Below are 15,378 nucleotides of genomic sequence, written 5' to 3'. Positions count from 1 at the left end.
TGAGGGGCTGAGCCATGGGTCCATGGGCCAACCGGGGGGGCCTCCGGCGGCCTGGCAGGGGCCTGATAGATCAACAGCCAGAAACCAGTTCACCAACCGCCTCACACACAGAAATACTGACAGCCCCTATACACCCCGAGCAGCTTTCCGCAGCGCCCTAAAATCGGACGCATCAAGCATATACCCAGAGATCACCGCCACCTCAACCGCGCCAGAACTCCACCCGCCCATAGTGGTGCTTGAGAAAGTCGATCCACAGCCGCACGCGCAGCGGCAGATGCCTCGCATGCGGAAACAGTGCATAGATCCCGTTCGGCGGCGCGGCGAAGTCTTCCAATAAAGCCACCAGCCGGCCCGCCGCGATATCGGCCTCGACCTCCCACGTGCTGCGCCACGCGACGCCGTGGCCGGCCAGGCACCAGTCGTGCAGCACCTGGCCGTCTGAACAGTCCAGCGGCCCGCCGGGGCGCAGGTGGACGACTTCTCCGCCCGGCATGCGGAAGGCCCAGCCGCGGGTCTGCGAGGCGTCGCTCGACAGCGTGAGGCAGTCGTGCCGCGCCAGGTCGGCCGGCGTGGCGGGCGTGCCGCGGCGCGCCAGGTAGTCCGGCGTGGCCACGCACAGGCGCCGGTTGTCGGCCAGGCGCACGCTGACCAGGGCCGAGTCCGGCAGATCGCCCACGCGCACCGCGCAGTCGAAGCCCTCGCCGGCCAGGTCGACCACGCGGTCGCTGAGGTTGAGCGAGACGGTCACCTCGCCATGCTGGGCGCGAAAGCGCGGCACCAGCGGCGCGACGTGGCGGCGGCCGAAGCCCGCGGGCGCGGTGATGCGCAGGTGGCCGCTGGCCTTCACGCCGCCGGCACTGACGCTGGCCTCGGCATTGGCCAGGTCGGCCAGGATGCGCTGGCAGTCTTCCAGAAAGGCGCTGCCCTCGTGGGTGAGCGTGATGCGCCGCGTGGTGCGCACCAACAGCTTCACGCCCAGGCGCTCTTCCAATGCATCGAGCCGGCGGCCGATGATGGCCGGGGCCACGCCTTCGGCATGGGCAGCGGCCGTGAGGCTGCCGCGCTGGGCGACCGAGACGAAGGATTCGAGCTGCTTGAGGTGGGCCATGATGGCGCGCAGATTAGATGCGCGCCGGGCAAAGATCAATCGCCGGCGGACCGCGATTGATGACCATCAGCTTTCTGTCGCCGCCTTGCCCGGTATGACCGCCGCAGCCTGCAACGCGCCGAGGGCCGCATCGCCATAGCCCGCCTCGCGCAGCAGCGCCTCGGTGTGCTCGCCGACGGCCGGCGGCATGGAGCGGACTTCCAGCCGCGCGCCGGCCAGCGTCAGGGGCAGCAGCGGTGCGCTGGTCGTGCGGCCGTCGGGCAGGCGCATGGCGCCGAGCCCGCCGGTGGCGATCAGGTGCGGATCGTCGAACAGCTGCTCCGGCCGTGTGATCGGTGCGAAGGGCAGGCCTTCGCGCTCGAACACCGCCGCCAGCGCGTCGGCGCTGTGCCGGGCCAGGCGCTGGCGCAGGTCGGGCAGCAGCCATTCGCGGGCGCGCACACGGTCGTTGTTGGTGGCGAGCCGCGCATCGGCCGCCAGGTCGTCGAAGCCGAAGGCGCGGCAGAAGATGGCCCACTGCTTGTCGCTGACCACGGCCAGGAAGATCTGTTCGTTGTCCTTCACCGCGAACACGTCGTAGATCGCCCAGGCCGAGATGCGTGCGGGCATGGGCGCGGCCGGGCGGCCGGTCACGGCGTACTGCAGCATGTGCTGGCCAACGAGGAAGACGTTGTTCTCGAACAGCGCGGCCTGCACCTCGCAGCCCTCGCCCGTCTTCTCGCGCCGCGCCAGCGCGGCCATCGCGCCGATGGCGCCGAACAGGCCGCCCATGATGTCGTTGATGCTGGTGCCGGCGCGCAGCGGGTCGCCGGGGCGGCCGGTCATGTAGGCCAGCCCGCCCATCATCTGCACCACCTCGTCGAGCGCGGTGCGGTGTTCATACGGCCCGGGCAGGAAGCCCTTGTGGCCTACGTAGATCAGCCGCGGGTTGCGCGCGCGCAGCGCTGCGTAGCCCAGGCCCAGGCGCTCCATCACGCCGCCCTTGAAGTTCTCGACCACGATGTCGGCGCCGTCGATGAGGCGCAGCGCGGCCTCGATGCCGGCCGGCTGCTTCAAATCGAGCGCGATGCTCTGCTTGTTGCGGTTGAACATCGGGAAGAAGCCCGCGCCCGAGCCCAGCAGGCGGCGGGTGGAGTCGCCCTCGACCGGCTCGACCTTGATGACCTCGGCACCCAGGTCGGCCAGCACCAGCCCGCAGGCCGGGCCCATGACCATGTGGGTGAACTCGACCACGCGGATGCCGGCCAGCGGCAGCGTGCGCCCGCCTTCCGTGGCCTCGGCCGCCGGCGCCGCGGCCTCCGGCGGCTGCCAGCCGGGCACGAAGCCCCTGGGCAGGCCGGCATCGGGCGTCATGCCGTAGACCGGCTCGCCGGGCAGCCCGGACTGGAGCGGCTCCCGCGCGGCGACCAGCTTCTCGATGTCGATGCCGGTGGCCACGCCCATCGCCTCGAACATGAAGACCAGGTCCTCGGTCACCACGTTGCCCGATGCGCCCGGCGCATAGGGGCAGCCATCCAGGCCGCCGAGCGAGCTGTCGAAGGTGCGCACGCCTTCTTCATAGGCCGCCAAACAGTTGGCCAGGCCCAGGCCGCGGGTGTTGTGCATGTGGGCCGCGCCGGCGTGCGAGCCGATCTCGGCGCGCAGGCGGCGGAACAGGCGGCGCACCTGGGCCGGGTTGGCATAGCCGACCGTATCCGACAGGCCGGACTCGTCGGCGCCCGCGGCGATGCACTGCGCAGCCAGCCGGATCACCTCGTCCTCCGGCACCAGCCCTTGCAGCGTGCAGCCGAAGGCGGTGGAGATGCCCGCCTCCAGCCTGACGCCCGGCGCCCGCTCGTCGCGCAGGCGGGCGATGGCGCGTACCTCGTCGACCATCTGCTCGCGCGTCTTGCGCACGTTGGCCAGCGAGTGCGCCGCGCTGGCCGACACCGGCACGGTGAGCTTGTGCACGCCCGCGGCGAGCGCCGCCTCGGCGCCGCGCAGGTTGGGCACCAGCGCCATCACCGTGAGCCCCGGCAGCGTGCGGGCGAAGGCCACGACGTCGGCCGTGTCGGCCAGCTGGGGCAGCAGCTTGGCCGGCACGAAGGAGCCGACCTCGATCTCGCGCACGCCGGCCGCATGCAGCGCGGCGATCCAGCGCAGCTTGTGGGCCGTGGGCATGGTCGCCTGGACCGACTGCAGGCCGTCGCGCGGCCCCACTTCGCTGATGAGGACATCGGGTTGCTGGAGGTCAGTCGCTGGGTTCATAATTCTGTCTTTCAGAACAACGTTCTTTAAAACGGAACCCGATTCTACTGCCGTGCCCCGCAAAGCCCAAACCGCTTCCGTTGCCGATGCCGATGCCGCGCCCGGCGGCGCCGCCGCCGTGGACCGCGCGCTGTCGCTGCTGGCCGCCTTCCGGCCGGGCGACCGGGCGCTGCCGCTGGCCGAGCTGGCCGGGCGCGCGCGGCTCTACAAGAGCACGGCGCTGCGGCTGCTGGCCTCGCTGGAGCACGGCGCGTTCGTCGTGCGGCAGGACGACGGCCGCTATGCGCTGGGGCCCGCCATCGCGCGGCTGCACGGCATCTACGCGGCCGCATCGTCGCTGGAGGACACGGTGATGCCGGTGCTGCGCGCGCTGGTGGAGCGCACCGGCGAGAGCGCGGCCTTCCACGTGCGGCGCGACCAGCCCGGCGGCGGCTGGGTGCGGCTGTGCCTGCTGCGCGTGGACTCGCCGCAGCTGCTGCGCGACCACGTGCGCGCCGGCGACCTGCTGCCGGCCGACCGCGGCGCCGGCGCACGGGTGCTCCAGGCCTTCGGCCCGCAGACTGACAGCGCCCCGCCGCAGGATGCCGAGCTGCTCGCCCAGGTGCGCGCGCAGGGCTGGTGTGCGCTGATCGGCGACCGCACGCCGGAGCTGGCCGGCATCTCGGCGCCGGTGCTGCGCTCCGACGGCTCGCTCGCGGGCGCGCTCACGCTGACCATGCCCACGCAGCGCTACGCCGAAGAGCCCATCGCAGCCGTGGTGGAAGCCGCACGCAGCCTCGGGCCGCTGCTGCGGGGCTGAACCCAATACACCCTGTCCTATATCGTCATAACACCCGAGAATCGGGCGCTACAAGGACATACTCTTTCACTCTACAGTGCCGGACGGTCCGGCACCGCCACCGGCGGCCTTGTAGAGGCGCACGAGCGAGGTGCGCAGGCTGCCGTCGCTCTCGCACAGCAGGGACTGCGCCTGCCGCAAGGCCCGCTCGGCCTGCAGCGGCGCCAGTTCGCTGACCAGACCGGAGGCCGTCCGGGCGCGTGCCAGCGCCAGCTGCGTGCGGCTGGCGTCCACCTGCTCGCGAAGGCGCTGGTTGCGCAGGCGCTCGGCCGCATGCGCGGCCAGCGCGTCATCCACTTCCTGCCACGCCTTGAGCACGCTCTGGCGCCAGGCCACGGCCGCGCGCTGCTGGTCGATCCGGCGCAGTTCCACGTTGGCCCGCCGCCGGCCGCCGTCGAACACCGGCAGGCTCAGCACCGGGCCGATCTGCCAAGTGCGCGACGCCCATTCGCCGAACGAGCCCGCCCCGATCGACTGGACGCCGGCCGATGCATCGAGCGCGATGCGCGGATAGAGGTCGGCCATGGCCACACCGATCTCGGCCGTGGCCGCATGCAGCTGCGCCTCGGCCGCGCGCACGTCGGGCCGGCGGCGCAGCAGCTCCGCGGGCTGCCCCAGGGCCGGCGCGGCCGGCACCGGCTGCGCAGTGCCGTCGATGTCGCCGGCGGCGGGCGCCAGCAGCGTGGTGAGCGCGCCCGGCGCGTCGCCGGTGAGCAGGCCGATCTGGTTGAGCAGGGCCGCATGCTGCGCCTGCCAGGCGGCCTGCCGGGCGCGCAGCCCGGCCAGGGCCTGCGACTGCGCCAGCGGCGCGTCCTCGTCGGCAAGGCCGTTGACCACACGCGCCTGCTGGAGCGCGAGGAGTTCCTCGACCGTCGCGGCGTCGCGTGCGAGCAGCGCCTGCTGGCGCTGGAGCTGGCGCAGCTCGGCATAGGCGCGTGCGACTTCCGCGGACACGACCAGGCGCGCGTCCTCGAACTGCGCGCCGGCGGACTCGGCGGCGGCATCGGCCGCCTCCACCGAGCGCCGCACGCGGCCCCAGAGGTCCAGCTCCCACGACACGTCGAAGCCGGCCTGGTAGAGCGGGAACGGATCGCTCAGCACGTCCACCAGCCGCGGCGCCTCGGCGCCGGCGATGGCGCCGACGAGCCGCGTCTCGGCCGATGTCTCGCTCTGGCGCTGGCGCGTGGCCTGGGCCTGAAAGCCCGCCTGCGGCGTGGCCTGGGCGGCGGCCACGCTGCGCTGCAGACGGCTCTGGGCGAAGCGCAGCGCCGCCGTCCGCAGGTCGGGACTGGCGGCGGCGGCGCGGGCTTCGAGACGGTCGAGCACCGGGTCCCGGAACACGCGCCACCAGGCCGCCGGCGGCGCGGCGGTGTCCGGCGCCCAGGTGGCGGCGAGTCCGGGTGCGCTGCTCGGGCGCGCGGCCCAGCCGGCCGGCGCATCGGCCTGGGGCGTCTGGAAATCCGGCCCAACGCTGGCACAGCCCGCCAGGGCAGCGCACAGGATCGCGGCATGGAGATGCGGTGCAAAGGAAGAAGGCATGGCTCGGAACCTGTGGTCGATCTCGGTGGCCCCTTGCGGGGGGTGAAGGCAGCGGCCCCCAGCCTGCCTGCGCACGCATGGACGGCCTGACCGGTCGCTGCCTGCGGCGGCGGCCTCGGGCTCACCGCCCGGGAAATGTCGTTTCACTTCAGGCGAGGCGGTGGCGGAACAGCCACGCGGCCAGCGGCAGGGTCAGCGCCGCCACGCAGACGAAAGGGATGAAGTCGTGCCAGACCTGCGCGAGCGTCGCACCCTCCAGGTACACGCGACGCACCAGGTCGATGGCGAAGCGCAGCGGATTCGCGGAGGTGGCGGCCTGGAAGGCCGGCGGCATGTTGCGCACCGGCGTGGCCAGGCCCGACAGCAGCACCAGCGGCACCAGCAGCACGAAGGTGTAGAGCATGGCCTGCTGCATGTCGGCCGACAGCGCCGAGATCGACAGCCCGATGCCCACCACCGCGATGGTGAACAGCAGCAGGCCCACCGCCAGCGCCCCCGCGCTGCCGGCCATCGGTATGCGGAACCAGTAGCGTGAGACCAGCAGCACGGCGAGCGACTGCACCAGCCCGATGGCGATGGCCGGCACGGCCTTGCCGACCATGATCTGCGTGGGCGAGGCCGGCGTGACCAGCAGCTGGTCGAAGGTGCCCTGCTCGCGCTCGCGCGCCACCGACAGCGCCGCGAGCATCATCACCTGGATCATGCTCAGCGAGGCGATGAGGCCGGGAACGATGTTCCAGAGCGTCTCGAGGTTCGGGTTGAACCATGCGCGCGATTCGACCGTGATGGCCGGCTGCGCAGCGCCGGGCAGCGTCGCGTTGAAGCCGGCGACCACCGCCCGCACCTGCGCTGCCGCGTTGCCCGCCGTGGTGGAGTTGCGCCCGTCGAGCACCACCTGAAGCGGCGCGCCGCCCTGGCTGCGCAGGCGGCTGTCGAAGTCCGGCGCGAAGTGCAGCACCAGCAGCGCGCGGCCCGCGTCGATGGCGCCGGCGATCTGCGCGGGCGAATCGAGCGTGGCCACGCGGCGGAACGCGCCGGTGCCGTCGAGCCGCGCGAGCAGGCGCTGCGACTGCTCGCCCCGGCTCTGGTCGACCACGGCGTAGGGCACGTCGTGCAGATCGAAGGTTGCGCCATAGCCGAACAGCAGGCTCTGCAGGATCACCGGCACGATCAGGATCACGCGGTTGGCCGGATCCTTGAGCACCGCAAGGAACTCCTTGCGGCAGAGGTTGGCGAGCTGGCGCAGATAGTCGATCACCGGCATACCCTCCTTCGTTCAGTCGAGCCGCTTGCGCGTGGCCGCGCGCGCCAGTGCGAGCAGCCCGGCGGCATACGCCGCAAGGATCGCGCAGTCCCTGAGCACCAGCGGCCAGTGCGTGCCGGCGAGGAAGAGCGTCTTGACGATCTCCATGAAATAGGTGGCCGGCAGCAGATGGCCGATCACCGACACGGCCTGCGGCACGTTGCGCAGGTCGAACACGAAGCCCGACAGCATCATCGCCGGCAGGAAGCTCGCAAGGATGGCGATCTGGCTGGCCAGGAACTGGTTGCGGGTGAACGCCGAGATCAGCAGGCCGATGCCCAGCGACACGACCATGTAGAGCATGCCCGCGGCCAGCAGCACGGCCAGCGAGCCCTGCAGCGGCACGCCGAAGAGCAGCCGCGCCGCCAGCAGGCACAGCCCCATCCCGGCCAGTCCGACGGCGAAGTACGGCACGATCTTGGCCACCAGCACCTCGGCGGGCCGCACCGGCGTGACGAACAGCGCCTCCAGCGTGCCGCGTTCCCACTCGCGCGCCATCACAAGCGCCGTCAGGAAGGTGCCGACCAGGGTCATGATCAGCACGATGAGGCCCGGCACGAGGTACCAGGTGCTGTTGTTGGCGGCGTTGAACCACATGCGGTCCACCACGACGACGCCGCTGGCGGCCGCCGCCGCGCCCGGGCCGGCACGGTCGCCGCGCTTCTGCGCGATCGCCGCGACCGCCGCCTCGACGTAGCCGCGGATGCCCGCCGCACGGATCGGGTCGCCGCCGTGCAGCAGCAGCTGCACCCGCGCGTCGCCCGCGGCGGCCCGGCGCGTGAAATCGCCGGGCAGAAGGAGGAGCGCGTCGGCCGCGTGCGCATCCATCGCTCGCCGCGCCGCGGCGAGCGAGCGCACGACGGTCGTGACCATGTACGGCGAACCCTCCAGGGCCGCGACCACCTCGCGCGCCGGCGGCGAAGCGTCCCCCAGCGCGACCACGATGCGCGCGTCGCGCACGTCCAGCGACAGGCCGTAGCCGAAGATCAGGATCAGCGCGATCGGCAGGCCGATGCCGATCAGCAGGTTGCTGCGGTCGCGCAGCAGCTGGCGGAACTCCTTCCTGACCAGCGCGGCCACGCGCCGGAAGGCGTCGCGCGCGCCGCTCACCGGCGGGCCTCCGCGCGGGCGCGCTCGACGATGCCGATGAAGGCCCGCTCCATGTCGAGCCGCCGCTGCGGCGTCTCGCCGGCCTGCGCGCGCACCTGCGCGGGCGTGCCCAGCGCCAGCAGCCGGCCGGCGTCCTGGATGACGACGCGGTCGCAGTATTCGGCCTCTTCCATGAAATGCGTGGTGACGACAACCGTGGTGCCGGCTGCGGCCAGCGCGGTGATCCGGCGCCAGAAGCCGCGGCGCGCGAGCGGGTCGGCTCCGCTCGTCGGCTCGTCGAGGAACAGGATCTCCGGCTCGTGCAGCAGCCCGGCGGCCATGGCCAGCCGCTGCTTCACACCGCCCGGCAGCTGCCCGGCCGGCCGGGCCGCGTGGCCGGCGAGGTCGAACTGCGCGAGCACCGCCTGCATGCGCTGCGCCAGGCGCGCGCCGCGCAGGCCGTAGGCGCCGCCGAAGAACCGCAGGTTCTCCCGCACCGTCAGGTTGGCATAGAGCGAGAACTTCTGCGCCACGTAGCCGATGCGTCCGCGCGCCTGGGACCGCGCGCTGCGCAGGTCCAGCCCGGCCACGCGGGCCTGGCCGCCGCTGGGCGCGAGCAGGCCGCAGAGCATGCGGAAGGTGGTTGTCTTGCCCGCGCCGTTGGGACCGAGCAGGCCGAACACCTCGCCGCGGCGCACGCTGAAGGTGGTCCGGTCCACCGCGACGAAGTTGCCGAAGCGGCGCACCAGGTCGTGCACCTCGATCACCGGCGCCTCCCCGGCGCCGGCGGCCCTGGCGGCCCCGTCGGGCGCGGCCTGGGCGGCAGTGGCGGCATACCCGCCGCCACTGCCGCGCGCGCGCAGCAGCACCATGAAGCCGTCCTCCAGCCGCTCGGGCACCGGCTGCTGCGCCACCCCGGGCGGCAGCTGCGGCGCGGACGCCGCTGCGCGCAGGATGAACCGCACCCGACCGCCGTGCGGCACGGCGTCGACGACCGCCGCCCCGTCATCGAGCAGGCGCGCCTGGAGCCGGCGCGCGGGCTCGCCGGGCGGCGGCTCGGCCTCGCGGCACAGCCCGCGCGCGTGGGCCGCGATCGCGGCCGGGCTGCCGCCGGCCAGCACGCGGCCTTCGTGCAGCACGTGGACCTGCGCGCAGCGCGCGGCCTCGTCCATGTACGAGGTCGCCAGCAGCACCGTCAGCCGCTGGGCGGCGACGAGCTGCTGCACGATCTCCCAGAGCTCGCGCCGCGACAGCGGATCGACGCCGACCGTGGGCTCGTCGAGCAGCAGCAGCTCGGGCGAGCGCACCAGCGTGCAGGCCAGGCCGAGCTTCTGCTTCATGCCGCCGGAGAGCTTGCCGGCCGGGCGGGCGGCGAAACGCGCGAGGTCGGTCATCTCCAGCAGCTGCGCGAAGCGCTCGCGGCGCGCCGGCCGCGGCACGCCGTGCAGGTCGGCGTACAGGTCCAGGTTCTCCTGCACGCTCAGATCCTCGTACAGGCCGAAGCGCTGCGGCATGTAGCCGATGCGATCCTGCACGGCCTGCGGCTGCCGCGCCACGTCCAGCCCCAGCACGCGGAGGCTGCCTTCGCTCGGACGCATGAGCCCGGCGACCAGCCGCAGGAAGGTGGTCTTGCCCGCCCCGTCCGGCCCGACGAGCGCGGTGAGCGCGCCGTGCGCGGCCTGCACGTCGACCCCGGCGAGCGCCGCCGCGCCCTGCCGGGTGGCCGGGTCGGCAAACCGCTTGCCGATGGCGCGCGCATCCACGGCCAGCCCGCTGCCGGCGCTCATCGCGGCGCGCGCTGCGCTGCGTCCGTGGCGATGCGCACCGTGGCGGGCATGCCCAGGCGCAGCCCGTCCGCCGCATCCTCGACGAGGATGCGCACCTCGTAGACCAGGCTGGTGCGCAGCTCCTCGGTCTGCACGTTCTTGGGCGTGAACTCGGCCACCGACGAGATGAAGCCCACGCGCCCGGCGATCGGCACGGCCGGCGCGCTGTCGGTCACGACCGGCGCCGCCATGCCGGGCCGGATGCGTCCCAGTCCCGTCTCGTCCACATAGGCGCGCACCCACTTCGGATCGGTCAGCGCCAGCACATAGGCCGGCCGCTGCGGCGAGGCCATGTCGCCCGGCTCCAGCAGGCGCGAGCGCACGACCGCGGCCTGCGGCGCACGCAGCTCGGCCTGGTCGATGCGGTGCTGCAGCAGCGCCTGCTCGGCCCGCGCGGCCCGCAGCTGCGCCTCGGCGCGCGCGATGTCCTCGCGCCGCGGGCCGATCTGCGCAAGCCGCTGGGCCTGCAGCTGGGCATCGCGCTGCGCCTGCGCCACGCGCAGCTGGGCGGCGGCGTTGTCCAGGTCCAGGCGGCTTACGGCGCGGCCGCCGGTCTGGGCCGCGGCGCCTTCGAGCCGCTGCAGCAGCAGGCGGCTGCGTTCGACCTCGGCCTGCGCGGCGGCGACCTGCGCACCGGCCCGCGCGACCTCTTCGGGCCGGCTGCCGTGGCGCAGCGCCAGCAGCGCCTGCTCCAGTACGCCGACCTGGGCCTCGGCCTGGGCGCGCTGCAGCCGCAGCGTGCGCGTGTCGAGCACCGCCAGCACCTGGCCGGCCTGCACCCGGTCGCCTTCTTCGGCGCGCATCTCGGCGATCCGGTCCGAGCCGTCGAACGCCAGCGACACCTGGCGGATGTCGACGTTGCCATAGAGCGTCAGCCCGTCGCCGGCGGACGGCTCGTGCGCGTGCCGCCAGAAAAGAAGGCCCGCAGCGGCCACCACCGCCAGCAGGACCGCCACGGACACGGCCGCCAGAGTCTTTCGTTGCATGGATGCGCCCCGCAATTCAAATCCAGATTTGAACTAGGTCCGCACTGTACTACACTGGACCGACCGATCCGAGGAGCCATGCGATGAGACCTGCCGTCCGCCCCGCCCCGCGCGCCGGCGCTGCCGGCGCGGCGGACCCGGTGCGCCAGCGCCGCGCCGACGGCGACGCGACCCGGGCCGGCACCGTCGAAGCGGCAGGCAGGCTGTTCGCGCAGCGCGGCTACGCAGGCACGACGGGCAAGGCCATCTGCGAGCGGGCCGGCGTCAACCTCGCGGCCATCAACTACCACTTCGGCGGCCGCGACGGGCTGTACCTCGCGGTGCTGAAGGAGGTGCACCACCGCTTCATGAGCATGGAGTTCCTGCGGCAGCTGGCCACGAACGCCCTGCCGGCGCCCGACAAGCTGCGCAGCTTCTTCCGCGAACTGGTCGGACACATCCTGGCCGGCGACGACTGGACGATGCAGGTCTGGGCACGCGAGGTGCTGTCGCCCTCGCCGCTGCTGGACACGGTCTTCCGGCAGGACACGCAGCCGAAGTTCGAGGCGGTGTCCGCGATCGTCGGCGGGATCACCGGCATCGATCCCGCCGACCCGCGCATGCCGCAGCTGGTGCTCGGCGTGGTGGCGCCGTGCCTGGTCCTGCTGATCGTCGACCGCGGCACCGCCGCGCCCATCCGGCCGCTGTTCTCCGAGGCGCCCGACGCCCTGGCCGACGGCCTGTGGCGGTTCGCGCTGGGAGGGTTGGCGGCCGCCCGGGACGCCCCGCAACCGGCGCACGAGCAGCCGCCATTGCCACCCTTTTAGTCATCAATCAATCGACTTATCGACTCTCAATGGTGAGCCAGGGTTGCAATAAAGTGCGCCCATGCCTTCCGCGCCCATCGCCGCCGTGCTTTTCGATGCCTATGGCACGCTGTTCGACGTGTACAGCGTGGGGCTGGCGGCCGAGCAGTTGTTCCCGGGCCGGGGCGAGGCGTTGGGCCTGCTCTGGCGCGACAAGCAGATCGAATACACCCGGCTGGTCACCAGCGCCGACGACGGCGCGCACTACGAGCCCTTCTGGGTCCTGACCCGTGCCGCGCTGCGCCACAGCTGCCGCCGCCTGGGCCTGGCGCTCGGCGCCGCGCAGGAGGCGCAGCTGATGAACCAGTACCGCGCGCTCAGCGCCTTCCCCGAGGACCGCGAGGTCCTGCAGGTGCTGCGCGCGCGCGGCATCGCCACCGGCATCCTTTCCAACGGCGAACCGGAGATGCTCGGCGTGGCCGTGCGCAGCGCCGGGCTCGACGGGCTGTTCGACCACATCCTCAGCACCGACGCGGTGCGCCGCTACAAGCCCCACCCCGCGACCTATGCGCTGGGGCCGCAGGCCACCGGCGTGGAGCCTCGGCGCACGCTGTTCGTCAGCGGCAACGGCTGGGATGCGCTGGGTGCCACCTGGTTCGGCTACCGCACGCTGTGGGTCAACCGCGCGGGGCAGCCCTATGAAGACATCGGCCCGCCGCCGACCCGCACCGGCAACAGCCTGCGCGACGTGCTGTCGCACCTGAACTGATTCTTTTGTTCTTCCACCATCCGACGACGCAAGGAGTTCCTCCCATGACGACGACCGCCCGCACCACCCGCCACCGCCTGGCCGTGGCCACCGAACTGTTCGACTTCATCGAACAGCAGGTTCTGCCCGCCGTCGGCGTGGACAGCGACCGTTTCTGGAAGGGCTTCGACGCCATCGCCCACGACCTGGCGCCGAAGAACGCGGCGCTGCTGGCCGAGCGGGACCGCCTCCAGGCCGAGCTGGATGCCTGGCACAAGGCCCATCTCGGCCCGGTCACCGACGGCGCCGGCTACCGCGCCTTCCTCGAAAGGATCGGCTACATCGTGCCGCCGCCGGCGGGCGTGAAGGCCACCACGACGAACGTCGATGCCGAACTGGCGCCGCAGGCCGGCCCGCAGCTGGTCGTGCCGATCCTCAACGCCCGCTATGCGCTCAACGCGGCCAATGCGCGCTGGGGTTCGCTCTACGACGCGCTCTATGGCACCGACGCCATCCCTGAGACCGACGGCGCCGAGAAAGGCGCCAAGGGCTACAACCCGATCCGCGGCGCCAAGGTGATCGCCTATGCGCGCAACGTGCTCGACCAGGCCGCGCCGCTGGCCCCGGGCTCGCACAAGGATGCGACCGGCTACCGCGTCGAGGACGGCAAGCTCGTTGTGGCAACGAAGGCCGGCGACACCGGTCTGAAGGACGCGGCCCAGTTCATCGGCTGGCAGGGCGACGCGGCCGCGCCGTCGTCGGTGCTGCTGCGCCACCACGGCATCCACATCGACATCCGGATCGACCGCAGCACCGCCATCGGCCGCGACGACCCGGCCGGCATCGCCGACGTGGAGCTCGAAGCCGCGCTCTCCACCATCCTCGACCTGGAAGACTCGGTCGCCGTGGTGGATGCGCAGGACAAGGTGCTGGCCTATGGCAACTGGCTGGGCCTGCTGGCCGGCACGCTGACCGAGGACCTCGTCAAGGGCGGCAAGACCATCACCCGCCGCCTGAACGCCGACCGCACCTATCACGGCGCTCACCAGGGCGCCGGGGGCCAACCGGTCACGCTGCACGGCCGCTCGCTGCTCTTCGTGCGCAACGTGGGCCATTTGATGACCCACCCGGCCGTGCTGCTCGACGGCGGCCGGGAGATTCCGGAAGGCATCCTCGACGCCATCGTCAGCGTGACCATCGCGCTGGTGGACCTGCAGGGAAAGAACACCAACGGCATCCGCAACTCGCGCACCGGCAGCGTCTACATCGTCAAGCCCAAGATGCACGGCCCGAAGGAAGTGGCCTTCGCCAACGAGCTGTTCGGCCGCGTCGAGCAGCTGCTGGGCCTGCCGGCCAACACGGTCAAGCTCGGGATCATGGACGAGGAGCGCCGCACCAGCGTCAACCTCAAGGCCAGCATCGCCGAAGCCGCCGGCCGCGTGGCCTTCATCAACACCGGCTTCCTCGACCGCACCGGCGACGAAATCCACACCGCCATCCATGCCGGCCCGGTGCTGCGCAAGGGCGCCATCAAGGGCACGAAGTGGATCGCCGCCTACGAGAAGAACAACGTGCTCGTCGGCCTCTCGCTCGGCCTGCGCGGGCGCGCGCAGATCGGCAAGGGCATGTGGGCCATGCCCGACCTGATGGCCGCCATGCTGGAGCAGAAGATCGCCCACCCCAAGGCCGGCGCCAACACCGCCTGGGTGCCGAGCCCCACGGCCGCCACGCTGCATGCGCTGCACTACCACCAGGTCGACGTGGCCGCCGTGCAGCAGGAGCTGGAGAAGACGGATGCCGACGCGCAGTACGACGCGCTGCTGGCCGACCTGCTCCAGATCCCGGTGGCCGCCAAGGCCGACTGGAGCGCCGGGGAGCGCCAGCAGGAACTCGACAACAACGTGCAGGGCATCCTCGGCTACGTGGTGCGCTGGATCGACCAGGGCGTGGGCTGCTCCAAGGTGCCCGACATCCACGACGTGGGCCTGATGGAGGACCGCGCCACGCTGCGCATCAGCAGCCAGCACATCGCCAACTGGCTGCTGCACGGCGTGATGACCGAGACCCAGGTGCGCGAGACCTTCGAGCGCATGGCCGCGGTGGTGGACGGCCAGAACGCGGGCGACCCGCTCTACCGGCCGCTGGCCGGCAACGCGGCCACGTCCAAGGCCTACCAGGCGGCGCTGGACCTGGTCTTCCAGGGCCGGGCGCAGCCCAGCGGCTACACCGAGCCGCTGCTGCATGCGTGGCGGCTGAAGGTCAAGACCGAGGGTTGACGCCACATACTCCCCGGTCCTCCCATCCACAGCGGGCACACATCATACACCATGCGATGATAGACGTGGGAGTATAAGAACGTGGCCGCGGTATCTGTCCGGGGAAGCACAGACGCGGCATCCGCCGACAGCCGGCGCGGCCCGCGGCGCAGACACTTTTCGCTCCCCGGGCACTCCGCATCCTTTCCCGTCCCCCTCCACCCCGCCCGGGCCAAGGAAATCGCGCATGACCATCGAGAAGACCTCCACCGTCCACTGGGAAGGTGCCGGCAAGCAGGGCCGCGGCCGCATCAGCACCGACACGCAGGCCCTGCAGGCCTATCCCTACGGCTTCGGCAGCCGCTTCGAGGACGACCGCCAAGGCACCAACCCCGAGGAACTGCTGGGCGCGGCGCACGCCGCCTGATCTTGCCCCCGTTTCACGGACACCCCTATAAGCGATTAACTATCGCAATAGGAGGTGGACGATGACCAAGAGCAAGGCAGGCAGAAAGGGGCAGGAGTTCAGCCTGGAGTTCAGGCAGCAGGCACTGTTGCGAGCGGCCACAGAAGGGGTAACCACGGTGGCTCGTGATCTGGGGTTGCAGCCTGCCCAGCTGTACAGTTGGCGCGCCCAGGCGCGGCGGCACG

At 72.1% G+C, this 15,378-nt stretch carries 12 protein-coding genes and 2 pseudogenes; 6 read left to right on the top strand and 8 right to left on the bottom strand.

The features are described 5' to 3' along the window. Positions 1-202: 202 nt before the first annotated feature. The 3 genes and pseudogenes from GAK38_RS21415 to GAK38_RS21405 form a co-directional block, all read right to left on the bottom strand. Positions 203-1,111: a LysR family transcriptional regulator gene (locus tag GAK38_RS21415; protein ID WP_325346961.1), complete on the bottom strand. Its 909-nt coding sequence runs from the start codon at positions 1,109-1,111 to the stop codon at positions 203-205. 66 nt (positions 1,112-1,177) lie between these two features. After that, complete coding sequence (locus tag GAK38_RS21410) at positions 1,178-2,365, bottom strand: CaiB/BaiF CoA transferase family protein (RefSeq protein ID WP_325346962.1); 1,188 nt, start codon at positions 2,363-2,365, stop codon at positions 1,178-1,180. A 192-nt stretch (positions 2,366-2,557) separates the two neighbouring features. After that, a pseudogene (locus GAK38_RS21405) lies at positions 2,558-3,271 on the bottom strand (hydroxymethylglutaryl-CoA lyase); the annotation flags it as partial. Positions 3,272-3,410: 139 nt separating this feature from the next. Here GAK38_RS21405 and GAK38_RS21400 point away from each other — a divergent pair. Next, positions 3,411-4,157, top strand: coding sequence for an IclR family transcriptional regulator (locus tag GAK38_RS21400; protein ID WP_325346960.1), 747 nt, complete (start codon positions 3,411-3,413; stop codon positions 4,155-4,157). A gap of 66 nt (positions 4,158-4,223) precedes the next feature. Here GAK38_RS21400 and GAK38_RS21395 read toward each other — a convergent pair whose 3' ends face one another. The 5 genes from GAK38_RS21395 to GAK38_RS21375 all read right to left on the bottom strand — a co-directional run bounded on the left by GAK38_RS21395 (position 4,224) and on the right by GAK38_RS21375 (position 10,939). Then, positions 4,224-5,735 (bottom strand): efflux transporter outer membrane subunit, encoded by a 1,512-nt coding sequence (locus tag GAK38_RS21395; RefSeq protein ID WP_325346959.1) that lies wholly within the window; start codon positions 5,733-5,735, stop codon positions 4,224-4,226. A 148-nt stretch (positions 5,736-5,883) separates the two neighbouring features. After that, positions 5,884-6,993, bottom strand: coding sequence for an ABC transporter permease (locus tag GAK38_RS21390; protein ID WP_443089255.1), 1,110 nt, complete (start codon positions 6,991-6,993; stop codon positions 5,884-5,886). Between the two features lie 18 nt (positions 6,994-7,011). Continuing rightward, positions 7,012-8,148, bottom strand: coding sequence for an ABC transporter permease (locus GAK38_RS21385; protein ID WP_325346957.1), 1,137 nt, complete (start codon positions 8,146-8,148; stop codon positions 7,012-7,014). Then, a complete protein-coding gene (locus GAK38_RS21380; RefSeq protein WP_325346956.1) occupies positions 8,145-9,914 on the bottom strand; it encodes an ATP-binding cassette domain-containing protein in 1,770 nt (589 codons plus the stop codon). Before GAK38_RS21380 ends, GAK38_RS21385 begins: the two co-directional genes overlap by 4 nt. Continuing rightward, positions 9,911-10,939, bottom strand: a complete 1,029-nt coding sequence (locus GAK38_RS21375; RefSeq protein WP_325346955.1) for an HlyD family efflux transporter periplasmic adaptor subunit — start codon at positions 10,937-10,939, stop codon at positions 9,911-9,913. The genes GAK38_RS21380 and GAK38_RS21375 overlap by 4 nt, the downstream gene beginning before the upstream one ends. An 83-nt stretch (positions 10,940-11,022) precedes the next feature. Here GAK38_RS21375 and GAK38_RS21370 point away from each other — a divergent pair, with 83 nt between their 5' ends. The 5 genes and pseudogenes from GAK38_RS21370 to GAK38_RS24025 form a co-directional block, all read left to right on the top strand. Further along, complete coding sequence (locus GAK38_RS21370) at positions 11,023-11,745, top strand: TetR/AcrR family transcriptional regulator (RefSeq protein ID WP_325346954.1); 723 nt, start codon at positions 11,023-11,025, stop codon at positions 11,743-11,745. 61 nt (positions 11,746-11,806) lie between these two features. Further along, complete coding sequence (locus GAK38_RS21365; RefSeq protein ID WP_325346953.1) at positions 11,807-12,493, top strand: haloacid dehalogenase type II; 687 nt, start codon at positions 11,807-11,809, stop codon at positions 12,491-12,493. 44 nt (positions 12,494-12,537) lie between these two features. Next, positions 12,538-14,748, top strand: coding sequence for a malate synthase G (locus GAK38_RS21360; protein ID WP_325346952.1), 2,211 nt, complete (start codon positions 12,538-12,540; stop codon positions 14,746-14,748). A gap of 226 nt (positions 14,749-14,974) precedes the next feature. Next, positions 14,975-15,151 (top strand): annotated as a pseudogene (locus tag GAK38_RS21355) (OsmC family peroxiredoxin); the annotation flags it as partial. A gap of 64 nt (positions 15,152-15,215) precedes the next feature. Then, positions 15,216-15,378: transposase (locus GAK38_RS24025; RefSeq protein ID WP_443089256.1), on the top strand; the 163-nt coding region annotated here is incomplete at its 3' end.

The organism is Xylophilus sp., assembly GCA_009914555.1.
GTDB lineage: Bacteria > Pseudomonadota > Gammaproteobacteria > Burkholderiales > Burkholderiaceae_C > WNDY01.
This window is presented reverse-complemented; position numbering and strand designations above follow the sequence as displayed.